Raw genomic sequence first — 22,088 nt, forward strand, 5'->3', positions numbered from 1 at the left:
TGGTTAATATCCCTCGGCCTCTTAATTCAGAGGGCGCTGGTGTTGCCAATAGGCTACCGGTACATTAATTAGATACATGGGTGACGGAATGCATACGATTCTACTTGTGATTTATCTGATTGCCGCAGTCGGTGTAATTGGCCTAGTATTGGTACAACACGGTAAAGGCGCAGATATGGGAGCTTCATTTGGGGCTGGAGCATCAAATACAGTATTTGGCTCTGGTGGCTCTGGAAACTTTTTAACCCGAATGACTGCAATTTGTGCAACAGTATTTTTCATTATCAGTTTAGCGCTAGGCAATATGTCTACGCACAAATCTGAAGGTTTTGATCTTAAATTAGATCAACAAGCTACAGAGCAAGTAATTGATAATACGAGTGACGTTCCTGCGACTGAAAACAGCGACGTACCTCTTTAAAAGAATTTAGCCGAGATGGTGAAATTGGTAGACACGCTAGCATGAGGTGCTAGTGCCTTATGGTGTGAGGGTTCAAGTCCCTCTCTCGGCACCATATTCAGACAAGAATCTGATTCTTGTAATAAAAGCATAAAGAAACTATACTTTCTTTGTTCTTTTCGGACGCGGGATGGAGCAGCTTGGTAGCTCGTCGGGCTCATAACCCGAAGGTCGTCGGTTCAAATCCGGCTCCCGCAACCAATTATCTAATGAAAGTAATTGCTCTTATTAGATAAGTCACGCAAGTGGCATTCAGGGTCCAGCAGTACTAAACCCCGCAATTATCGGGGTTTTTTGCTATCTGAAACAGACTGTTTTTTAAGAATTGGGCCTAGAGCCCTTTTTTTGTTTTCAGGGGATATCAATGACAGGATTAGAAAGACAACTAACAGAAATGCTTGAGGCTCCTGTTGGTGCTTTAGGTTATGAATTGGTCGGTTTAGAATTTATTCGTGCGGGTGAACATTCAACGCTACGTGTGTTTATCGATCATGAAAATGGCATCTTTGTGGAGGACTGTGCAGAAGCCAGTCGTCAAATCAGTGCAGTAATGGATGTAGAAGATCCAATTACAGTAGCATATAACCTAGAGGTTTCGTCTCCAGGTCTTGAACGTCCACTGTTTAAAGCAGCACATTATCAACAATTTGTTGGTCACGAGGTCAGCCTTGTATTAAAGATGCCGATGAATAACCGTCGTAAGTGGAAAGGTGACATCCTAGATATTAACGGTGAAATTGTTACGGTTACAGTTGATGGTAACAATGAAGAATTTGCGTTAAGCAACATTTCAAAGGCGAACTTAGTTCCTAAATTTTAAGGCTTGAAGAGGCTAAAATGAACAAAGAAATCTTAGCTGTTGTAGAAGCAGTATCAAATGAAAAAGCTGTTCCTCGTGAGCGAATTTTTGAAGCATTAGAAATTGCGCTAGCAACAGCAACAAAGAAAAAATCTGAAATGGAAATTGAAGTACGTGTTGCGATCGATCGCAAAACAGGCGACTTCGAAACATTCCGTCGTTGGGTTGCAGTAGAGAAAGTTGAGCATCCAACGCTTGAAATTTCTATTGAAGCTGCGCAGTTTGAAGATGAAACTATCGAAATCGGTGGTTACGTTGAAGATGATATCGATTCAGTAACGTTTGACCGTATTACGACTCAAACTGCAAAACAAGTTATCGTACAAAAAGTACGTGAAGCAGAACGTGCAATGATTGTTGAACAATTTATTGATAACGAAGGTGAGTTAATCACTGGTATCGTTAAAAAAGTAAATCGTGATGCTATCATCGTTGATCTTGGTAATAACGCTGAAGCGGTAATTTTACGTGAAGATCAACTTCCTCGTGAAAACTTCCGTCCAGGTGACCGTGTTCGTGGTCTGCTATACGCAGTTAAACCAGAAGCTCGTGGCTTCCAGTTATTCATGACTCGCTCAAAAGGCATTATGCTAACTGAATTATTCCGCGTAGAAGTGCCAGAAATCGGTGAAGAACTGATTGAACTAAAAGCGGCTGCTCGTGATCCAGGCTCTCGTGCTAAAATCGCAGTGAAAACTAACGACAAACGTATTGACCCAGTAGGTGCGTGTGTTGGTATGCGTGGTGCTCGAGTTCAAGCTGTATCGAACGATTTAGGTGGTGAGCGTATTGATATCGTGCTTTGGGATGATAACCCTGCACAATTCGTTATCAATGCAATGGCTCCAGCAGAAGTTGCTTCTATTATTGTTGATGAAGATAACAACACTATGGATATCGCTGTTGAAGCTGATAACCTAGCACAAGCAATTGGCCGTAGTGGTCAAAACGTGCGTCTAGCGTCTCAACTGACAGGTTGGGAACTTAACGTAATGACAGTTGCAGATCTTAATAAAAAGCACCAAGAAGAAGCTAAAGGCTCTATTGATGCATTTGTTAAGCATTTAGATATTGATGAAGATTTTGCTCAACTATTAGTTGAAGAAGGCTTCACAACACTTGAAGAGATCGCTTACGTACCTGTAAACGAACTATTAGAAGTTGAAGCTTTAAACGAGGAAACCGTTGATCTTCTTCGTACTCGCGCTAAAGAAGCGTTAACAACACTGGCATTGGCGCAAGAAGAATCTCTTGATGGTATTGAGCCAGCAGAAGACCTACTTGCACTTGAAGGTCTAGAACGTGAATTAGCGTTTAAGCTTGCAGCTAAAGGTGTAATTACACTAGAAGACCTTGCAGACCAAGGTGTTGATGAACTGTCTGATATTGAAGAACTAACGGAAGCTCGTGCTGGCGAGTTAATCATGGCAGCACGTAACATTTGTTGGTTTAGCGACGAAGCATAATTATTTCAGCAAGGAGAAGCGGTATGACAAAGCTTACGGTAAAAGCACTTAGTGATGAAATTGGAACTCCAGTTGACCGCTTACTTCAGCAATTTTCAGATGCTGGTATTAATAAAAAAGATGGCGATTCTGTTTCTGAAGGTGAAAAACAATCATTGTTAGTTCACCTAAAGAAAGAGCATGGTAGTGCTGATGAAAGTGCTTCACCAACCCGTCTAACTCTTCAACGTAAGACTCGCAGCACATTAAGTGTTGCTGGGTCTGGCGGTAAAAGTAAAGATGTGCAAGTAGAAGTCCGTAAAAAACGTACTTATGTAAAAGCAAGCACGCTTGAAGAAGAGAAGAAAACTGAGCAGCTGAAAGCAGAAGCTGAAGAGCAAACAAAACGTGATGCAGAGGATGCTGCAATTCGCGAAGTTGAACAGAAAGCACAACGTGAAGCGGAAGAAAAAGCTAAGCGTGATGCTGAAGCAAAGGTTAAAGCAAAACGTGACGCTGAACAAAAAGCGAAGCAGGCTGAGACCGAAAAGGCTAAAAAAGAAATGACTACTAAAAACGATCAAGCGAAAAAAGAAGCTGATGAACTAAAACTTCGTCAAGAACAAGAAGCGACTCGTAAAGCAGAAGCAGAAGCTGCAAAACTGGTTGAAGATGCTCGTAAACTTGCTGAAGAAAATGAAGCTCGTTGGAAAGAAGAAGAGCAGAAAAAATCAGCAGCTGAAAAAACTGCAGATTACCACGTGACAACGTCATCTCACGCTCGTGAAGCGGAAGATGCTGCTGACCGTAAAGATGAGCAACAACCTCGTCGTCGTAAGAAAAAAGCAAAACCTGCTGAAGCAGCTGCTCCTCGAGGTGGTCGTAACCAACGTGGCGGTCGCAACAAAAAGCCTCAAGTAAGCAAACCAACTTCGATGCAACACGGCTTTGATAAGACAGCAACCGTTGCTAAGCAAGTGGTTGCTATCGGTGAAACAATCGTTGTTTCTGAACTAGCAAGCAAAATGTCTGTTAAAGCAACAGAAGTCATCAAAGTTATGATGAAGATGGGCGCTATGGCGACTATCAACCAAGTTATCGACCAAGAAACAGCAGCATTAGTTGCTGAAGAAATGGGTCATAAAGTGGTTCTTCGTAAAGAAAACGAATTAGAAGAAGCAGTACTGTCAGATCGTGATAACACAGCAGAAGCCGTATCTCGTGCTCCAGTTGTTACTATCATGGGTCACGTTGACCACGGTAAAACTTCTACACTGGATTATATCCGTCGTGCACACGTTGCTGATGCAGAAGCGGGTGGTATTACACAGCACATCGGTGCATATCATGTTGAAACTGACAACGGTATGATCACTTTCCTTGATACTCCTGGACATGCTGCGTTTACCGCTATGCGTGCTCGTGGTGCTCAAGCGACAGATATCGTTGTTCTTGTTGTTGCTGCAGATGATGGTGTTATGCCACAAACAATCGAAGCTATCCAACACGCAAAAGCGGCTGGTGTCCCTCTGATTGTTGCTGTAAACAAGATCGATAAAGAAGGCGCTAACCCAGATAACGTTAAAAATGAGCTTGCTCAATATGACGTTATTCCTGAGGAGTGGGGCGGCGAGAACATGTTTGTTCATATCTCTGCTAAGCAAGGTACGAACATCGAAGGTCTTCTAGAGGCTATCCTTCTTCAGTCTGAAGTACTTGAATTAACTGCAATTAAAGATGGTATGGCATCAGGTGTTGTTGTTGAATCTCGTCTAGACAAAGGCCGTGGCCCTGTTGCTACTGTTCTTGTTCAGTCTGGTACTTTAAACAAAGGCGATATCGTTCTTTGTGGTCAAGAGTATGGCCGTGTTCGTGCAATGCGCGATGAAAACGGTAAAGACATTGAAACTGCGGGTCCTTCAATCCCAGTTGAGATCCTTGGTCTTTCTGGTGTACCTGCATCAGGTGACGAAGCTACAGTAGTTCGTGATGAGCGTAAAGCACGTGAAGTTGCAAACTACCGTCAAGGTAAATTCCGTGATGTTAAACTAGCACGTCAACAAAAAGCTAAGCTTGAAAACATGTTTGCAAACATGGAAGCAGGTGAAGTTGCTGAGCTTAACGTAGTACTTAAAGCTGACGTACAAGGTTCTGTTGAAGCAATCGCTGATTCACTACTTAAACTGTCTACTGACGAAGTTAAAGTTAACATCGTCGGTTCTGGTGTTGGTGGTATTACTGAAACTGATGCAACTCTTGCAGCAGCTTCTAACGCTATCATTCTTGGTTTTAACGTTCGTGCTGACGCAACTGCGCGTAATACTGTACAGAACGAAAACCTAGATTTACGTTACTACTCAATTATCTACCAATTGATTGACGAAGTTAAACAGGCGATGGGCGGTATGCTTGCTCCTGAATTCCGTCAAGAAATCATTGGTCTTGCACAAGTACGTGAAGTATTTAAGTCTCCAAAACTTGGCGCTATCGCTGGTTGTATGGTTACTGAAGGTACAATTAAACGTAGCAACCCAATTCGTGTACTACGTGAAAACGTTGTTATTTACGAAGGTGAGCTAGAGTCACTACGTCGTTTCAAAGATGACGTTGCTGAAGTTAAAAATGGTTACGAGTGTGGTATCGGCGTTAAGAACTACAACGATGTTCGTGCTGGCGACCAAATCGAAGTATTCGAAATTGTTGAGATTAAACGTACTCTTGACTAATTGACTATAATTACTAACGTTATCAGTAGCGTTACGTAATAATCGGTTGTTGAATACACCATGGGGGGCTGGTAATTACCACGCCCCCCATCTTTCTAAGAGAGAAATGATATGTCAAAAGAATTTAGCCGCACACAACGTGTGTCGCAACAATTACAAAAAGAATTAGCTTTAATTCTACAACGTGAAGTTCGTGATTCACGCATCGGTATGGTGACGATTTCAGATGTTGAAGTGTCTCGTGACCTTGCTTACGCAAAAGTATTTGTTACTTTTTTCTGTGTAGGCGACCAAACTCCTGAATCTTGTCTAGCAGCATTGAAAGAGCATGAAGTTCCAGTGCGTATGTTACTTGGCAAGCGTATCCGTCACCGCCTAACTCCTGAAGTTCGTTTTACTTATGACAATACACTTGTTGAAGGTATGCGTATGTCGAACTTAGTTACGGATGTTATGAATCAAGACAAACGTAAAATGGCTGAATCTGGTCGTTCTGAATCAGATGAAGGTGAAGAGTAATGGCTCGCCGTCGTAAGGGTCGTCCAGTTAATGGCGTTATCTTAATTGATAAACCAACTGGAATTACATCGAACGATACGCTGCAAAAAGTAAAGCGTATTTACTTTGCTGAAAAAGCAGGCCATACAGGCGCACTTGATCCACTAGCAACAGGTATGCTTCCATTATGTTTTGGTGAAGCAACTAAGTTTTCTCAGTTTCTTTTAGATTCTGATAAGCGTTACCGTGTTGTCGCTAAACTTGGTGAACGTACTAATACCTCGGATTCCGATGGTGAAGTCGTTCAAACTCGTGAAGTGAAAGTCGACCGTGGCCAACTTGAGCGCTGTATTGCAAAATTTCGTGGTACAACAGATCAAATTCCATCAATGTTCTCGGCATTAAAATACCAAGGTCGCCCTTTGTATGAATACGCACGTGAAGGCATTGAGGTACCACGTGAATCACGCAAGATCACGGTTTACTCAATTGAATTGATCCGATTTGAAGGTCAAGAAGTTGAGATGGAAGTTCACTGTTCAAAAGGAACTTACATCCGTACTATTACCGATGATCTTGGTGAAATGCTTGGTTGTGGTGCGCACGTAACTTATTTACGTCGTACAGGTGTATCAAACTACCCATATGAAAATATGGTAACGATTGAGCACTTAGAAGCACTGCTTGAGCAAGCACACCGTGAAGATCGTGCGCCACGTGAATTGCTTGATCCATTGCTTATGCCTATGGACTCAGCGGTTCAAGATTTGCCTGAAGTTAATATGATCCCAGAATTGGCTGATCATGTTCTTCATGGTCAACCGGTTCAAGTGTTTGGTGCTCCTCAAGAGGGTATCGTTCGCATGACATCGGGTGAAGAACGTTTATTTATCGGCGTTGGTCATATCGATGATGATGGTCGTGTTGCACCTAAGCGTTTGGTTGTTTTTAGAGACGAAGTCGAAGAAGATAAGTAAGCCTACGTAAATTGCATAATTCAAAAAAGAGCAAAAGCCTTGTGGTTTTTGCTCTTTTTTTATTGCTTTATTATTGTTCATCCGTATAATTCGGCCTTCGCGTAGTGGCTGAATCAGAGATTGGCTACTACAAATATTAAACAACTCTTATCAGGAGAGAATTATGTCTCTGAATGCAGAAACTAAAGCAGCAATCGTTGCAGAATACGCACAATGTGAAAACGATACAGGTTCACCAGAAGTACAAGTAGCACTACTTACTGCTTCTATCAACCACCTACAAGGTCACTTTGCTAATCACAAGCACGATCACCACAGCCGTCGTGGTCTATTACGTATGGTTTCTAGCCGTCGTAAGCTTCTTGATTACCTGAAAGGCAAAAACCTTGCTCGTTACCAAGATCTAATCAAACGTCTAGGCCTACGTCGCTAATTTGCGATGTCTGTAAAGACAGTTTGACGAAAAGGAGCGTTTATCGCTCCTTTTTTTATACCTGCAATATTATGTCGCTTGGTATAACTCTCCTTTTTCATTTCTGAACCTCGCATATTGCCTCAATTGGGGTATACTATGGCCGTTGAAATCGCAGTGTGCGTTTTTAACGTTATCATTTTATTCAACTATTACAGTCACCGAAGTCGGCCACTAGGTCGCGACTATTACAAGTTATCTTTTCGTCAGTAAATTTGTACTAGTCGCGATTGGTAATAGATTGAGTTAACACTTAAATTTTCTTAATTCAGGTCAGTAATGATCCAGCAGTTAAGAATAAAGGAAAAATAATGTTCGCGAATCCAGTCGTAAAATCATTTCAGTACGGTAACCATACTGTAACTCTAGAGACGGGCGTAATGGCACGTCAAGCAACTGCAGCTGTAATGGCAAGTATGGACGATACATCAGTATTCGTTTCTGTTGTTGCTAAGAAAGACGCAGTACCAGGTCAAGATTTCTTCCCACTAACAGTGAACTACCAAGAGCGTACATACGCTGCTGGTAAAATCCCTGGTGGTTTCTTCAAGCGTGAAGGTCGTCCTTCTGAAGGCGAAACACTAACGGCACGTCTAATCGACCGTCCAATTCGTCCACTTTTCCCAAGTGCGTTTAAAAACGAAGTTCAGGTTATCGCGACGGTTGTTTCTATCAACCCTGACGTAAACCCAGACATGATCACTATGATCGCAACGTCTGCAGCGCTTTCTATTGCTGGTGTACCATTCAATGGTCCTATCGGTGCTGCACGTGTTGGTCACATTAATGGTGAGCTAGTTCTTAACCCATCAAACACTGAGCTTGAAAACTCTAAACTAGACCTAGTTGTGTCTGGTACAGAAGGCGCAGTATTAATGGTTGAGTCAGAAGCTGACAACCTATCTGAAGAAGAAATGCTTTCTGCTGTTGTGTTTGGTCACGAACAACAGCAAGTCGTAATCAAAGCTATCAACGAGTTTGCTGCTGAAGTTGCTACTCCTGCTTGGGATTGGACGGCTCCAGAAGTAAACACTGAGCTTAAAGCACAAGTTGCTGAGCTTGCAGAAACTCGTCTTTCTGAAGCGTACCAAATCACTGAAAAAATGGCGCGTTACGAGCAAGTTGGCGTAATTAAAAACGAAGCTGTTGAAGCACTTCTAGCTCAAAACGAAGAACTAGACGAGCGTGAAATCCGTGGCATGCTTGGTTCTCTAGAGAAAAAAGTTGTACGTAGCCGCATCATTGCTGGTCACCCACGTATCGATGGTCGTGAAAAAGACATGGTTCGTGCGCTAGACGTACGTACTGGTGTTCTTCCACGTACACACGGTTCTTCTCTATTCACTCGTGGTGAAACTCAAGCACTTGTTACTGCAACGCTTGGCACACAACGTGATGCGCAAATCATCGATAGCCTAATGGGTGAGAAGAAAGATCACTTCCTTCTACACTACAACTTCCCTCCATACTGTGTAGGTGAGACTGGTTTTGTTGGTTCACCTAAGCGTCGTGAAATTGGTCACGGTAAACTAGCTAAGCGTGGTATCCAAGCGGTTATGCCTTCTGTTGAAGAATTCCCATACACAGTACGTGTAGTATCGGAAATCACCGAATCTAACGGTTCATCTTCAATGGCTTCTGTATGTGGTACTTCTCTAGCACTTATGGATGCTGGTGTTCCAATTAAAGCATCTGTTGCGGGTATCGCAATGGGTCTTGTTAAAGAAGGCGACGATTTCGTTGTTCTTTCTGACATCCTTGGCGACGAAGATCACCTAGGTGACATGGACTTTAAAGTAGCGGGTACTAACGAAGGTATTACTGCTCTTCAAATGGACATCAAAATCGAAGGTATCACTAAAGAGATCATGCAGATCGCTCTAAACCAAGCACAAGGTGCGCGTAAGCACATCCTTGCTGTTATGGATGAAGCAATCTCTGGTGCTCGTGAAGATATCTCTGAGTTCGCTCCACGTATCCACACAATGAAAATCAGCTCTGATAAGATCAAAGATGTTATCGGTAAAGGTGGTGCAGTTATCCGTGCTCTTTGTGAAGAGACAGGTACAACTATCGAAATCGAAGACGACGGTACTATCAAAATCGCTGCGACTGAAGGTACTGCTGCTAAAGAAGCTATCCGTCGTATCGAAGAAATTACTGCTGAAGTTGAAGTGGGTAAGATCTACACAGGTAAAGTTATGCGTATCGTAGATTTCGGTGCGTTCGTAACGGTTCTTGGTCCTAAAGAAGGTCTAGTACACATTTCTCAAATCGCTGAAGAGCGCATCGAGAAAGTAGCTGATCACCTACAAGTTGGTCAAGAAGTGAAAACTAAAGTACTAGAAATCGACCGTCAAGGCCGTATTCGTCTAAGTATTAAAGAAGCAAATGCTGAGCTAAACCCAGCACCTGCTGCTGAAGCAAAAGACGCAGAATAATCTTATTGATTACAGTCTTTTGATTTAAAGCGTGTTATAAAGGGAGCAGAAGTGCTCCCTTTTCTTTTAAGTATCGTTAAAAGAAATTGGCTTATCATAGGAGAAAATGAGTGAATTGGATTCGAGTTGCGTTAGTAGGCGCAGTATTAGTATTATCAGGGTGTGCATCAAACTCCTCTGGTTGGGGTTATCCACCAATGGCGGTTCCTTTGCAACCAAGCATCCAGCAAGAGATTCAATTGTCTCGTTTAGATCAATTATTACTACGACCAGATGTTGATGATATTACTCGTTCTAAAATGTTTTATGAACGTGGTTTAATTAATGACAGTTTAGGTCTACGTGATTTAGCTCGTGTAGACTTCACCCAATCTCTTAATTTAAAACCAGATCAAAGTGATGTTTTTAATATTTTGGGTGTGTATTACACGCAAAATACTGACTTTGATGGTGCTTATGAAGCATTAGACTCTGCATTAGAGCTAGATCCATTGAATCAATTTGCTGAGCGCAATCTAGCCATCGCCCTTTATTATGGCGAGCGTTACGATCAAGCTTATAAAATTGCCACAAAACATTATAACGATGCACCAAAAGACCCATATCGTGCCATTTGGTTATATTGGATTGGATTGGAAGTGGATGCGAAAGTAGCAACAGAAACTTTCCAAAAACAATATCAACAAAGAGCGGATGAAGATTTTGGATGGGATCTTGCAGGACTTATTTTAAAAGAGACAGCAGAAGATGAGTTCTTTAAAAAGATCCTGACTACCACTCGTAATAACGTTGCGTTGGCAGAAAAACTAACGGAAGGGTATTTTTACTTAGCTAAGCGTTATCAACATGAAGGTGATTACTCTAATGCGATTGCTCTGTATAAATTAGCAATAGCAGGCAATGTGTATGAATATGTGGAACATCGCTACTCTTTTGTTGAGCTTGGTAAAATCTATCAATCATTACGCGAGTTACAAGAGCAGAAGATAAAAGAACAGCAAGCATTAGAATCGAAAGAAGATCCTGTTGCTGAAAGTACAGAAAAAGAAGTATTAAAAGAAGAAGCGTTAGCGGAATAACGCTGTATTTAGTGTTTATAAAAAGCCCTTAGTTCTAAGCGAAGGGCTTTTTTGTATCATTAAGGCTTATACTAGATTTGGATATCTAGCCCTGCGATATTGTGCCAATAACCGTTGCATTGACGAGCATCTTTTAGCGCAAACTTCTCAACACCTGCTTCATTCGCTTTAAATTTAGATACTTCACTAAAGGTTTCTACGCTTAACGGACTTAATCGCACCACATCAACTAATTTTTCCATACTTGGTAAATCATTAATAAGGTTATAGCAGTAGCCTGATTGGGTTTGAATACCATTTAAAGTAAAGACCTCTTGCCCTTCTTGGCTATTTACAGTGATGCCATTTGGGTACTTGATACAACAAGTCTCACACTCATCTTTTGGTTTGTTTTCAGCTCTTGCGGTAAAGCAGCGAGCTGAATAAGCCAGTGGTAAGTAACCGTAACTGAATACTTCAGTTTCAAACTTATCGCGAATGCTCAATTCATCACATTGAATTAATACGTTTTGTAGCCATTCGCGTGATAATTCAACCGGCATACACCAACGAGTCATGCCTTGTTTTAAAAATAAATTTAATGTTTGTGCGTTATAACAGTTAACGGCAGGACCAACCACAAACGGAACCTTGCTATCTGAGGCTAATTGAATTGCAGAAACATCGTTAGCTTCAATAATGAAGTCACCGTTATCAATGTACTTTTTCATTACATTGACTTCACTTGGTGCTTCTAACAGTGCCATGGTTGATAAAACGACCTGCTTGCCAGAACCTGAAATCTCTTTAGCGATCGCAAACCAATCTTTAGGTTTCATTTCTCGGCGCTTTGAGCAAACACTTTCGCCTAAATAAATAATATCAGCTTCACTGCTGATCGATTTTTGGTAAAAGTCTTCAATATTTTCTTTTGACCAAAAGTACAGAAGTGGACCTAGTGCGTATTTCATAATGTTCTCCTATTGCCACTTCTTGTGATATGCACCAAGGGTTGTTTGAGTCCCCTCTGATACATTAGCTAATGTTGCATCCCACTTAGGTTCAACTGAATAGCCTTCAGGGTTTGCTTTATAGCGATCAATGGCTGCACGCCAAGTTTGTGTCACTTGTTCTACATAAGCAGGGCTACGCTGACGACCTTCAATTTTAACTGAAGCGACATTGGCAGCAAAAAGCTCAGGAACAAGAGATAAAGTATTTAAACTTGTCGGCTCCTCAAGCGCATGGAAGGTTTTACCTTCTACGTCAAAACGACCCTTACAAAGGGTAGGGTAACCTGCATTCTCACCTTCACCATAACGATCGATAAGGATGTTATTAAGGCGTGATTCTAAGCCCTTTGCAGTTTCTTGCCAGCGAACGTATTTTGCTGGAGAGCAGGCACCAACCGTATTTGGTGATTCGCCTGTCATGTATGAGGATAGGTAACAACGACCTTCAGACATGATACATAAGCTACCAAACGCAAACACCTCTAAATCAACATCAGAAGTTAGGTTACGTGATAGTTGCTTTACCTGATGGATTGAAAGAACTCGTGGCAAAACTACACGTTTAATGTTGAAGTTTTTCTTATAGAAATCAATCGCAGCAACGTTGGTTGCCGAAGCTTGAACGGATAAGTGTAGCTCTAAATCTGGATAAGTGGTTGCCGCGTATTCTAGCACCCCGATATCCGAGATAATAAGCGCATCGATCCCCATTGCTGCCGCGTTATCAACGGCTTTTGTCCAACGGCTAAATCCATCCGGGTGAGCAAATGTATTTAAAGCGACATGAATATGCTTATTATTGTCGTGAACGTATTGCACCGCTTTCTCAAGTTTTTTACCTGTGAAGTTTAAGCCTGCAAAATGGCGAGCGTTAGTATCGTCTTTAAAACCGATATAAACCGCATCAGCACCACAATCGATTGCGGTTTTCAGGGCTGGTAAATTACCGGCAGGGCAGAGGAGTTCCATTAGAATACCTAGTTACAAGAATCTGATGCTCTATGATAATGATAAGATAATTTTGAAACTTGATTTAAGCCAGGTTTTTGGTTCTTTTGTTCTTGAAATACAGCTTTGAAATAGAATGGTCTGAAAGGTGACTTTTTTTGATTTAATTTTTCATAATTGGTTGTAATACCTAGGAAGTGGCAGGGTTTTCCTAGGTATTAAGTTATCTAGTATTTGATTATCTAGAACGTTTATTTTGTACTAATAGCGCTTCAATCTCATGTTTTGGTTGAGGTTTATGGAAGTGGAAGCCTTGGATAGAGTCACAGTTTAAACTTGATAGCAGCATCGCTTGTTGTCTTGTCTCAACCCCTTCAGCCACGATATCCATGTTTAAGTTTTTGCCTAAATTAATCACATTTTCAATGATAGTGATTTGCTTAGGTAATGTGTCGATTTCACTGATAAAGCCACGGTCAATTTTTAGTTCATCAAGAGGGAAGCGCGCAAGGTAAGCCAAAGAAGAGTAACCAGTACCAAAATCATCAATAGATAAGGTAAAGCCAAGTTTTTTAATCGCATCTAGCATTTGAATGGCGTGTTCACCATCACTCATTACAGCACTTTCTGTTAGTTCTAAAGTGATGCAGTTCGGGTCAACTTGTGAGGTTTTAAGCAAACGTTCCATGTATTCAATTAATTGAGGATTACCAAATTGCTCTGGTGATAAATTAATCGCAATACGGCCAGGTAAAATACCTTGATTACACCACTCTTTAACGGTTTGGAACACCTCACGCATAACCACTTTTCCAAGTGTTTCAATCAATCCAGAGCGTTCAGCAACAGGAATAAAACGAGCAGGGCTGATATAACCTTCAACAGGATGCTTCCAACGAACAAGCGCTTCAGCACCATTAATTCTAAAATCACGAGCGCTGACTTTTGGCTGATACCAAACCTCAAGGCCGTTATTTTGCAGTGCCTTTTGAAGCTCGATCTCTAGCCATAAACGCATACGCGCTTCTTTGTTCATTTGGTCATGGAATTTGATTAAACGATTACGACCGCGATCTTTGGCTTCATACATTGCGGTGTCAGCATTTTGTAATAAGCTGCGCGCATCACTGCCATCGGTCGGGTATTGAACGCTACCAATTGAACAAGCGAGTCTTTTAGAGAAGTGAACAAGATCAAAAGGTTGGTTAATAAGAGATATGATCTTTTCAGATAATTGGTCAAGGATCTGATTATGTTCAGGCTTTGGAAAAAGAATACCAAATTCATCACCACCTAAATGACCAACAATAGCGTGCTTGGGAAGTAATTTTTGTAAGCGGGTGGAAATTTCTTTTAACACTCTATCGCCAATGTGGTGGCCTAAAGAGTCATTTATATTTTTGAAGTTATCGATGTCTAGGTAAAGCATGAAAAAAGGAATATCGTCTTTAATCACTTTTTCAATTACATGAGTGAAACCATGTCGATTATAGATCCCGGTTAATAGGTCGACTTGAGAAACCGCGATTTGATTTTCATTTTTGGTTTGTTTTTTGTGCTCTTTTAAAATAACTAAATGAGCGGGGCTACCTAGGATATGTGTTTTTTCAACGGTTAATATCAGTTCAGCTCGGGTGCCACAATTAACGGTAGTTCTTACAATGAGAGATTGCTCTGATGCCAATTCAATAATGGTTTCGGAAAGTGACTGAGTTTTGTTTGCGGAGGTTAATAACTGCTCAATGCTTTCACCTACAAATTCAGAGGCTTTATTAAACCCAAGCATTTTGGCGGAAGCGGTATTTGCTGAAACAATAATATCCCCTTCAATCAGCAAGACGGAGTCATTTAGCAGTTCGGTAAGCTTGTGATATTTGCTTTCACTTTCTTTTAAAGAATTAAGTAGTTGTTGTCGCTCTGAAGTATCAACAGCATGAAAGACAATGTAGGTGTTATCGTCCTGCTCTATGGGGAATAAGCTAAAGTGAAGACTGGTATCAAAACGATGATCGTCTAATGTGATTTCAGCTTCAATTTTTTCACCACTTAAGGCTCTATCATAATAAGCTTTAAGCGAGGAATAGAAATGAGCACCTAAGATATCGGTGTCAGAACGACCGAATAACGCTTCCCTACTTAACCCACTGATTTCACAGTAACGATTATTAACGGTAACGTAGTTATGATCTGTGTCCAAAATAGCAAACAGAAATGGACTATTATCTGTAAGCAAAGGAAGCCAGTGTTGTATTTGAGAAAGAGACATAGTGTTACCGCTTTTAGTAAAAGAAGACAAATAACTTCCAGAATTAGTAATAATTATTAGTATTTATAAGTCGAACGATAAAATATACATTGAATGAATCCCTATTTTCTACCCTAAATTGTAATAAGTACTTTTTTTGATAAGAAACAGGTTAGATATCGGACAATCAATTTATACTTGCTTACAGTTATCGACTAAATGTAATGGAAATTAAGCGTGATTAATCAAATTCGTTCAAAACTAGTAAAAAATGCGGCATCGATCTTAAAAGTTCCTGCAAAGTTAGTTCCTGTTTCAGTTCAACAGAAGGCATTGCTCGAAGGCTTGAAACAAGTATTTCATGAAGCGCTTGACGATGGAGATTTTGAGTTTTTAGAGGATAAATGGTTAAAAGTTTCCATTCTTGATCTCGAATTACATTGGTTTATCAGTTATCAAGATGAAAAACTGATAGTCTCAAACAAAGAAGAGAGTGATGATGTAAGCTTTAGTGGCCAATTAAATGATTTGATTTTAATTGCAGGCCGTAAAGAAGATCCTGACACTCTATTTTTCCAACGTCGCCTTAAAATTGAAGGGGATACAGAGCTTGGGCTTGAAGTGAAAAACTTAATGGACAGTGTTGATCTTGATTCACTTCCAAAACCTTTAAACCAAGCATTGATGACGTTGGCTAATTTTGTCCAACAAGGTTTACAAGAACCTGAAGTAAAAGAGACGATAAATGCTTATTAGAACTGAAGCGCCAGCGGATATTTTAACGATAGATCGATTAGTTCGTGAAACCTTTGAAACAGAAGCAGAAGCAAAGCTTGTGATGTCTTTACGTGAAAACAGTCACTTAACGTTATCATTGGTCGCTTGCTCTGATGAAGGAGAGGTGATTGGACACTGCTTATTTAGCCCTGTAACACTTGATGGGGAAGATTTTAATTGGCAAGGTTTAGCGCCATTGTGCGTTAAAAAAGAATACCAAAAGCAAGGTATTGCTCAAACCTTAGTGAAAGAGGGATTAGAAACCTTAGCTGAATTGGGTTACCCGGTTTCAGTGGTATTAGGTGATCCCGCTTATTATCAACGTTTCGGTTTTGAATCTGCAAAAACATATAATATGAATTGTAAATGGGAAGTGCCAGAAGAGGCATTTATGATTAAGGCGTGCTCTCCTGAGTTTCTAGAAGGGAAAGCGGGCTTAATTGAATATTGCCCAGAGTTTGATTTGCTATAATCCAATAATAGAATGCTCATTATGATTAATGAGCATTTTTATTTATCGCTTTAATCCCTCCGACAACAAGTGGCATCAGTTGAGGAATATTGATAATATTCTTCTCCCTAGATTGACAAGTGAAGTGATATGCCACAGCAAGCGTTACAGTTTTTAAATGAGATGAGTATTTCAGTTTGGCAAGTCCGACAACCTGAATATTTTCCAATATTAGAAGCCAATACCATATCGTTACCAGAAACTTGTCAGTTACTTTTTGTGGCTCCTGCAGTTCCTACTGAGCGCGATGCTTTTCTTTTTGGAAAGGTACTTGCGAGCATGAAATTATCACCAGAGCAGGCGTTATTTCTTCCTTCTAGCGCGTTAGAGTATTTAGCTGAACACAAGCTAACATGGTCTTGGTTTTCGGGTGTACCTATTACTGAGCTGGAAGGGGTAAAAGCATTAAGCTCACCACTGCTTTCAGAAATGCATACCAATACTCAATCACGACGCGATTTATGGCGACAAATTTGTTCTTATGACCATTAATATTCAACCGATCTCTGATTCTCATTTAGATGATATTTGGAGAATCGAAAACGCAGCACATTCACATCCTTGGGCAGAATCTATGATCCGGGAGCTGAACAGTCGCTGCGCGCAACATCGAGTGATGCTAGAAAATGATCAGGTGGTGGGCTACTTCTACGCTCAAAACGTGGTAGGCGAAGTTACCTTGCTGAATATTGCTATTGATCCTGCGCATCAAAGAAAAGGGCTTGGTCGTAAATTGACTGAGTTTTTTATTGATATGTGCATGGAACAATGCGCTGAATCTGCTTGGCTTGAAGTTCGTGAAAGTAACGTAAAAGCAATTTCTTTATATGAATCAGAAGGGTTTAATGAAGTCACTCGACGTCATGATTACTACCCAACAGCTACTGGTAAAGAAGACGCTATTATCATGAGTTATATTTTCTTTTAAATGCCTCTTATTTAATGCTGAGGTTATTTTAATTCGGTGCTTTAGATAATGGCCGTCTTTGAGTATAATCTCGCCTAATTACATCCTTTCTGAAATCTTACAGGATTATCAACGCTTATGTCTTTTTTACAAGAAGTGGGTAAACGCAGAACGTTTGCCATCATTTCTCACCCGGATGCGGGTAAAACAACCATTACTGAAAAAGTATTATTATTCGGAAACGCGATTCAAAAAGCGGGTACGGTAAAAGGTCGTGGTTCAAACCAGCACGCAAAATCAGACTGGATGGAAATGGAAAAAGAACGTGGTATCTCGGTAACTACGTCGGTAATGCAATTTCCATTTAATGGTTGTCTTGTTAACCTTCTTGATACTCCTGGACACGAAGATTTCTCTGAAGATACTTACCGTACACTAACGGCAGTAGATTCATGTCTAATGGTTATCGATGCCGCTAAAGGTGTCGAAGATCGTACTCGTAAATTGATGGAAGTAACACGCCTACGTGATACACCTATCGTTACGTTTATGAACAAATTAGACCGTGAAGTACGTGACCCAATGGAAGTGCTTGATGAAGTAGAAAGGGAGCTAGGAATGGCTTGTGCACCTATTTCATGGCCGATTGGTTGTGGTAAAGAATTTAAAGGTGTTTACCACATCCACCGCGATGAAACGATCTTATACGCATCAGGTCATGGTCATGAAATTCAAGAAGTTCGTACTATTAAAGGTTTAGATAACCCAGAGTTAGATGTAGCTGTTGGTGCTGAGCTAGCTGCGAATGTTCGTGAAGAGCTAGAGTTAGTAATGGGTGCTTGCCCTGAATTTGATCTTGAGCTTTTCCTTGCCGGTGAATTAACGCCAGTATATTTTGGTACCGCATTAGGTAACTTTGGTGTTGATCACATGCTAGAAGGCTTAACTGATTGGGCTCCTGCACCACAAACACGTGAAGCAGTAGAACGTCCAGTTGAAGCAACAGAAGATAAGTTCTCAGGCTTTGTATTTAAGATCCAAGCAAACATGGATCCTAAGCACCGTGACCGTATCGCTTTCATGCGTATTGTGTCGGGTACTTATACTCAAAGCATGAAAATGAATCACGTGCGTACAGGTAAGAGTGTCAGTATTTCTGATGCGGTAACTTTCATGGCGGGCGATCGTTCTCGTGCTGAGACGGCGTATGCGGGTGATATCATTGGTTTACACAACCACGGTACTATTCAAATCGGCGATACGTTTACACAAGGTGAGAGCTTAAAATTCTCAGGTATTCCAAACTTTGCCCCTGAATTGTTCCGTCGTATTCGCCTAAAAGATCCACTAAAGCAAAAGCAACTGCTTAAAGGTCTTGTTCAACTTTCTGAAGAAGGCGCGGTACAAGTATTCCGTCCACTTCAAAACAATGATTTGATCGTTGGTGCGGTTGGTGTACTTCAGTTTGATGTGGTCGTATCTCGTTTAAAATCTGAATATAACGTTGAAGCTATTTATGAAGGCATCAGTGTAGCAACTGCTCGTTGGGTTGAATGTACTGATGGCAAAATCATGGATGACTTCCAGCGTAAAAACCAAAGTAACCTAGCGTTAGACGGTGGCAATAACTTAACGTATATTGCTCCAACGATGGTTAATTTGAATTTAGCGTCTGAGCGTTTCCCTGAGGTTCAATTCAGAGCGACTCGTGAGCACTAATCTAGTTGCAATCAAATAAATAGAAACGGAGTCTTAACGGACTCCGTTTTTGTATCTATAGTATAGAGATAATGACTGTAATTAATGATAAGGAAGGCGAGGGTGCTGAAACTGATTAAGTTATGGATTAAGAAATACGATGATTGGTGTAAGTCGCTAGGGTTAACGCCTGAAAATAAACGCAGTTGTGTCCCTTATAAAAAAGAAGAAGAGTAATGGCTTTCCGATTCATTGATTCACACTGTCATTTTGACTTTGCTCCTTTTAAAGGTAACGAAACCTTGTATTTAGAAATGGCAAAAGAAAGAGGAGTAACAACATTCATTGTCCCTAGTGTGAATCAATCAAATTGGAATCAAGTGAATGGTTTATCCAAACAGTTTGATGGTATTTATTACGCATTAGGCATTCACCCATTATTTATTACATCAAACTATAAAAAAGAGTTAAAAAGTTTAGCTGCGTTGCTTGATGAAGAAAATAATAAGTGTGTAGCGATTGGTGAATGTGGATTAGATTTTTGGCATCAAGAAAGTGATAAGGAAATACAAATCTCTGTTTTTCGCCAGCAGTGTTTATTAGCAAAAAAGCATCAACGTCCTTTAATTATTCACAGTCGTAAAAGCCACGATATGGTAGTAAAGCTGTTGAGAGAAATTAGGCCAGAGAGAGGTGGGGTTATTCATGGTTTCAGTGGTAGCCTGCAGCAGGCGAATCAATTTATTGAATTAGGTTTCTATATTGGTGTCGGTGGCGTGATCAGTTACGAAAGAGCTAAGAAGACCAAAATGGTGGTTTCACAATTGCCTTTAGATACAATTTTATTAGAAACCGACGCACCAGACATGCCATTGTTTGGCTTTCAAGGACAAAAAAATACGCCAGATAAAGTACAAAAAGTGTGCGAACACTTGGCTTTGATTAGAAAAGAGTCAATGCAAACGATTTCGGAAACTGTTTATAAAAATACCACCTCATTGTTTGGGATTTGAGTTATTTGTCATTACTTTAGGTGTAATTGATGAATATTTAGATTTCAATTAGTGATAAAGGTCACAATTATGAGTGAATGCATGATGTACGGACGACGAATGTGTGACAGCAGCATTACTTTATTAGTGCTTCAGTGAGTATAATCGCCCCGCTAATTTGAAACACGCCAACAATCAATTTTAGGGAAACTTTTAACTATGAGCCTGTTAATGAGCTTGGTTGGGATTGTAGCACTGCTTGCTTTTGCAGTACTTCTATCTGATAACCGCAAAGCAATCAATCTACGTACTGTCGGTGGCGCTTTTGCCATTCAATTTCTTTTAGGTGCATTCATACTTTATGTACCTGTGGGTCGTGATGTACTTTTAGGTGCATCTGAAGCGGTTGCTAATGTAATAAACTACGGTAACACTGGTATCGAATTCTTATTCGGTGGCCTAGTATCGGGTAAAATGTTTGAATTATTTGGCGGCGGCGGTTTCATCTTCGCACTGCGTGTTCTTCCTGTAATCGTATTCTTTGCATCATTAACTGCGGTACTTTATTACCTTGGTATTATGCAAATCGTGATTAACTTCCTAGGTGGTGCACTTCAAAAAGCACTAGGCACTTCTCGTGCGGAATCTCTATCTGCTACTGCGAACATTTTCGTTGGTCAAACAGAAGCACCTTTAGTAGTTCGTCCATTCATTCCAAAAATGACTCAATCTGAATTGTTTGCAGTAATGTGTGGTGGTCTAGCTTCTGTAGCTGGTGGTGTACTTGCTGGTTATGCTTCTATGGGCGTACCTCTAGAATACCTAATCGCAGCATCATTCATGGCGGCACCTGGTGGTCTTCTATTTGCTAAAATTCTTAAACCAGAAACGGAAACTCCGGTTGATCAATTTGATGCTTTAGAACAAGAAGGCGAAGACAAACCTGCAAACGTAATTGATGCAGCAGCTGCTGGTGCAGCAACAGGTATGCAACTTGCGTTAAACGTAGGTGCAATGCTTCTTGCATTCATCGGTCTAATCGCTCTAATCAACGGTATCCTTGGTGGTGTTGGTGGTTGGTTCGGTATGCCAGACATTACTCTAGAGCTTATTCTTGGTTACATCTTTGCTCCAGTTGCATTCATTATCGGTGTGCCGTGGGAAGAAGCGACAATCGCAGGTTCATTCCTTGGTCAAAAACTGGTAGTTAACGAATTCGTTGCTTACCTAAACTTTGCACCGTACCTAGCTGAAGGCGCTGAAGTAGTTCTTTCTGAGAAAACAAAAGCAATCATTTCATTCGCATTATGTGGTTTTGCTAACCTTTCTTCTGTAGCGATTCTACTTGGTGGTTTAGGTAGCCTTGCTCCTGAACGTCGTCATGATATCGCTAAGATGGGTATGAAAGCTGTTGCTGCTGGTACATTATCAAACTTAATGTCTGCAACAATCGCAGGCCTATTCCTATCTCTATAATCATTATAGAGTAAGTTAGATACCTAAAAACCCGCATTCAATGCGGGTTTTTTTATATCTATAGAAAAGAAAAAATTGTGATGCCTGAATGGTTCGTTTTCACATTTTTTAGGTAAAAAGTTTGAGATGCAAACCGATTGCGTTACTCGTTAGAAACATAAGCAGTCAATTAACTTGGTATAATGTGAGGCATAGTAAAGAGAAACACAGCTAGATTATCAAAAATAAACTATGTTTAATGCATACACATAATGAGAATCTAGAGAGTTAATTATGAATGAAGTTCTATTGTCTATATTGGCAGGTTTGATTGTTGGCGTTGTTTTTTCAGCAATTAAATTACCTATTCCAGCACCACCTGTTTTATCAGGAGTGATGGGGATTGTCGGTGTTTACGCCGGTGCAGTCGGTTATCAATGGATAATTGAACGTTTCTTTTCATAATCTCTGTGTCTTTATATGGAAACATGGTTTCACTAGTGACACTAGAGAAGTATTGGTAAAATGAATCATGTTTCAACGGCGTCTCATGATGAGATGTTAGAGCGGTACTCATTCATACTATTGAAGTAAGTACTGGCGGCA

Annotated in this window: 21 protein-coding genes and 2 tRNA genes; 20 read left to right on the forward strand and 3 right to left on the reverse strand. The window is 40.6% G+C overall.

Features of this window, described 5'->3' with window-relative positions; translation table 11 throughout:
• The first annotated feature begins 88 nt into the window (after positions 1–88).
• The 11 genes from secG (at position 89) to nlpI (ending at position 10,957) form a co-directional block, all read left to right on the forward strand.
• A complete protein-coding gene (gene secG / locus F8B77_RS11595; RefSeq protein WP_130044302.1) occupies positions 89–421 on the forward strand; it encodes a preprotein translocase subunit SecG in 333 nt (110 codons plus the stop codon).
• A gap of 9 nt (positions 422–430) precedes the next feature.
• A tRNA-Leu gene (locus tag F8B77_RS11600) sits at positions 431–515 on the forward strand.
• A gap of 69 nt (positions 516–584) precedes the next feature.
• A tRNA-Met gene (locus tag F8B77_RS11605) sits at positions 585–661 on the forward strand.
• Between the two features lie 163 nt (positions 662–824).
• Complete coding sequence (rimP, locus tag F8B77_RS11610; protein WP_012549404.1) at positions 825–1,280, forward strand: ribosome maturation factor RimP; 456 nt, start codon at positions 825–827, stop codon at positions 1,278–1,280.
• 17 nt (positions 1,281–1,297) lie between these two features.
• A complete protein-coding gene (gene nusA, locus F8B77_RS11615; RefSeq protein WP_151655467.1) occupies positions 1,298–2,785 on the forward strand; it encodes a transcription termination factor NusA in 1,488 nt (495 codons plus the stop codon).
• 23 nt (positions 2,786–2,808) lie between these two features.
• Positions 2,809–5,490 (forward strand): translation initiation factor IF-2, encoded by a 2,682-nt coding sequence (infB, locus tag F8B77_RS11620; RefSeq protein ID WP_151655468.1) that lies wholly within the window; start codon positions 2,809–2,811, stop codon positions 5,488–5,490.
• A gap of 111 nt (positions 5,491–5,601) precedes the next feature.
• Positions 5,602–6,009: a 30S ribosome-binding factor RbfA gene (gene rbfA, locus F8B77_RS11625; protein WP_151655469.1), complete on the forward strand. Its 408-nt coding sequence runs from the start codon at positions 5,602–5,604 to the stop codon at positions 6,007–6,009.
• Complete coding sequence (truB, locus tag F8B77_RS11630) at positions 6,009–6,965, forward strand: tRNA pseudouridine(55) synthase TruB (RefSeq protein WP_130046864.1); 957 nt, start codon at positions 6,009–6,011, stop codon at positions 6,963–6,965. The genes rbfA and truB overlap by 1 nt, the downstream gene beginning before the upstream one ends.
• A 163-nt stretch (positions 6,966–7,128) precedes the next feature.
• Positions 7,129–7,398, forward strand: coding sequence for a 30S ribosomal protein S15 (rpsO, locus tag F8B77_RS11635; RefSeq protein ID WP_130044297.1), 270 nt, complete (start codon positions 7,129–7,131; stop codon positions 7,396–7,398).
• Between the two features lie 350 nt (positions 7,399–7,748).
• Positions 7,749–9,878, forward strand: coding sequence for a polyribonucleotide nucleotidyltransferase (gene pnp, locus F8B77_RS11640; protein WP_151655470.1), 2,130 nt, complete (start codon positions 7,749–7,751; stop codon positions 9,876–9,878).
• Between the two features lie 110 nt (positions 9,879–9,988).
• Complete coding sequence (nlpI, locus tag F8B77_RS11645) at positions 9,989–10,957, forward strand: lipoprotein NlpI (protein WP_151655471.1); 969 nt, start codon at positions 9,989–9,991, stop codon at positions 10,955–10,957.
• A 71-nt stretch (positions 10,958–11,028) separates the two neighbouring features.
• On the opposite strand, the gene F8B77_RS11650 is transcribed toward nlpI, so the two are convergent.
• The 3 genes from F8B77_RS11650 to F8B77_RS11660 form a co-directional block, all read right to left on the reverse strand.
• Positions 11,029–11,907: a U32 family peptidase gene (locus F8B77_RS11650; RefSeq protein WP_151655472.1), complete on the reverse strand. Its 879-nt coding sequence runs from the start codon at positions 11,905–11,907 to the stop codon at positions 11,029–11,031.
• 9 nt (positions 11,908–11,916) lie between these two features.
• The gene (gene ubiU, locus F8B77_RS11655) at positions 11,917–12,918 is read right to left on the reverse strand and encodes a ubiquinone anaerobic biosynthesis protein UbiU (protein WP_151655473.1); all 1,002 of its coding nucleotides are present in this window, start codon (positions 12,916–12,918) and stop codon (positions 11,917–11,919) included.
• A 217-nt stretch (positions 12,919–13,135) separates the two neighbouring features.
• Complete coding sequence (locus tag F8B77_RS11660) at positions 13,136–15,163, reverse strand: putative bifunctional diguanylate cyclase/phosphodiesterase (RefSeq protein ID WP_151655474.1); 2,028 nt, start codon at positions 15,161–15,163, stop codon at positions 13,136–13,138.
• 216 nt (positions 15,164–15,379) lie between these two features.
• Here F8B77_RS11660 and ubiT point away from each other — a divergent pair, with 216 nt between their 5' ends.
• From ubiT to F8B77_RS11705, 9 genes are all read left to right on the forward strand, one after another.
• Positions 15,380–15,898, forward strand: coding sequence for a ubiquinone anaerobic biosynthesis accessory factor UbiT (ubiT, locus tag F8B77_RS11665; RefSeq protein ID WP_130044291.1), 519 nt, complete (start codon positions 15,380–15,382; stop codon positions 15,896–15,898).
• Complete coding sequence (locus F8B77_RS11670; RefSeq protein WP_130044290.1) at positions 15,888–16,391, forward strand: GNAT family N-acetyltransferase; 504 nt, start codon at positions 15,888–15,890, stop codon at positions 16,389–16,391. The genes ubiT and F8B77_RS11670 overlap by 11 nt, the downstream gene beginning before the upstream one ends.
• A 129-nt stretch (positions 16,392–16,520) precedes the next feature.
• Positions 16,521–16,922, forward strand: a complete 402-nt coding sequence (locus F8B77_RS11675) for a DNA polymerase III subunit psi (RefSeq protein WP_151655475.1) — start codon at positions 16,521–16,523, stop codon at positions 16,920–16,922.
• Entirely contained in the window at positions 16,912–17,358 is a 447-nt protein-coding gene (gene rimI / locus F8B77_RS11680) for a ribosomal protein S18-alanine N-acetyltransferase (protein ID WP_151655476.1), read from the forward strand. The genes F8B77_RS11675 and rimI overlap by 11 nt, the downstream gene beginning before the upstream one ends.
• Before the next feature lie 117 nt (positions 17,359–17,475).
• Positions 17,476–19,056, forward strand: a complete 1,581-nt coding sequence (gene prfC, locus F8B77_RS11685; RefSeq protein ID WP_151655477.1) for a peptide chain release factor 3 — start codon at positions 17,476–17,478, stop codon at positions 19,054–19,056.
• 102 nt (positions 19,057–19,158) lie between these two features.
• Positions 19,159–19,272: a DUF5363 family protein gene (locus F8B77_RS11690; protein ID WP_130044286.1), complete on the forward strand. Its 114-nt coding sequence runs from the start codon at positions 19,159–19,161 to the stop codon at positions 19,270–19,272.
• The gene (locus tag F8B77_RS11695) at positions 19,272–20,048 is read left to right on the forward strand and encodes a TatD family hydrolase (RefSeq protein ID WP_151655478.1); all 777 of its coding nucleotides are present in this window, start codon (positions 19,272–19,274) and stop codon (positions 20,046–20,048) included. The genes F8B77_RS11690 and F8B77_RS11695 overlap by 1 nt, the downstream gene beginning before the upstream one ends.
• 198 nt (positions 20,049–20,246) lie before the next feature.
• Complete coding sequence (locus tag F8B77_RS11700; protein WP_151655479.1) at positions 20,247–21,503, forward strand: NupC/NupG family nucleoside CNT transporter; 1,257 nt, start codon at positions 20,247–20,249, stop codon at positions 21,501–21,503.
• Between the two features lie 273 nt (positions 21,504–21,776).
• The gene (locus F8B77_RS11705) at positions 21,777–21,947 is read left to right on the forward strand and encodes a XapX domain-containing protein (protein WP_151655480.1); all 171 of its coding nucleotides are present in this window, start codon (positions 21,777–21,779) and stop codon (positions 21,945–21,947) included.
• Positions 21,948–22,088 lie beyond the last annotated feature (141 nt).

The sequence above is a fragment of the Aliivibrio finisterrensis genome, from assembly GCF_008933155.1.
In the GTDB taxonomy this organism is placed as follows: domain Bacteria; phylum Pseudomonadota; class Gammaproteobacteria; order Enterobacterales; family Vibrionaceae; genus Aliivibrio; species Aliivibrio finisterrensis.

Coding starts and splice junctions, on each gene's coding strand:
- secG (WP_130044302.1), top strand. CDS start 89: ATGCATACGATTCTACTTGTGATTTATCTGATTGCCGCAGTCGGTGTA.
- rimP (WP_012549404.1), top strand. CDS start 825: ATGACAGGATTAGAAAGACAACTAACAGAAATGCTTGAGGCTCCTGTT.
- nusA (WP_151655467.1), top strand. CDS start 1,298: ATGAACAAAGAAATCTTAGCTGTTGTAGAAGCAGTATCAAATGAAAAA.
- infB (WP_151655468.1), top strand. CDS start 2,809: ATGACAAAGCTTACGGTAAAAGCACTTAGTGATGAAATTGGAACTCCA.
- rbfA (WP_151655469.1), top strand. CDS start 5,602: ATGTCAAAAGAATTTAGCCGCACACAACGTGTGTCGCAACAATTACAA.
- truB (WP_130046864.1), top strand. CDS start 6,009: ATGGCTCGCCGTCGTAAGGGTCGTCCAGTTAATGGCGTTATCTTAATT.
- rpsO (WP_130044297.1), top strand. CDS start 7,129: ATGTCTCTGAATGCAGAAACTAAAGCAGCAATCGTTGCAGAATACGCA.
- pnp (WP_151655470.1), top strand. CDS start 7,749: ATGTTCGCGAATCCAGTCGTAAAATCATTTCAGTACGGTAACCATACT.
- F8B77_RS11650 (WP_151655472.1), bottom strand. CDS start 11,907: ATGAAATACGCACTAGGTCCACTTCTGTACTTTTGGTCAAAAGAAAAT.
- ubiU (WP_151655473.1), bottom strand. CDS start 12,918: ATGGAACTCCTCTGCCCTGCCGGTAATTTACCAGCCCTGAAAACCGCA.
- F8B77_RS11660 (WP_151655474.1), bottom strand. CDS start 15,163: ATGTCTCTTTCTCAAATACAACACTGGCTTCCTTTGCTTACAGATAAT.
- F8B77_RS11670 (WP_130044290.1), top strand. CDS start 15,888: ATGCTTATTAGAACTGAAGCGCCAGCGGATATTTTAACGATAGATCGA.
- F8B77_RS11675 (WP_151655475.1), top strand. CDS start 16,521: ATGCCACAGCAAGCGTTACAGTTTTTAAATGAGATGAGTATTTCAGTT.
- rimI (WP_151655476.1), top strand. CDS start 16,912: ATGACCATTAATATTCAACCGATCTCTGATTCTCATTTAGATGATATT.
- prfC (WP_151655477.1), top strand. CDS start 17,476: ATGTCTTTTTTACAAGAAGTGGGTAAACGCAGAACGTTTGCCATCATT.
- F8B77_RS11695 (WP_151655478.1), top strand. CDS start 19,272: ATGGCTTTCCGATTCATTGATTCACACTGTCATTTTGACTTTGCTCCT.
- F8B77_RS11700 (WP_151655479.1), top strand. CDS start 20,247: ATGAGCCTGTTAATGAGCTTGGTTGGGATTGTAGCACTGCTTGCTTTT.
- F8B77_RS11705 (WP_151655480.1), top strand. CDS start 21,777: ATGAATGAAGTTCTATTGTCTATATTGGCAGGTTTGATTGTTGGCGTT.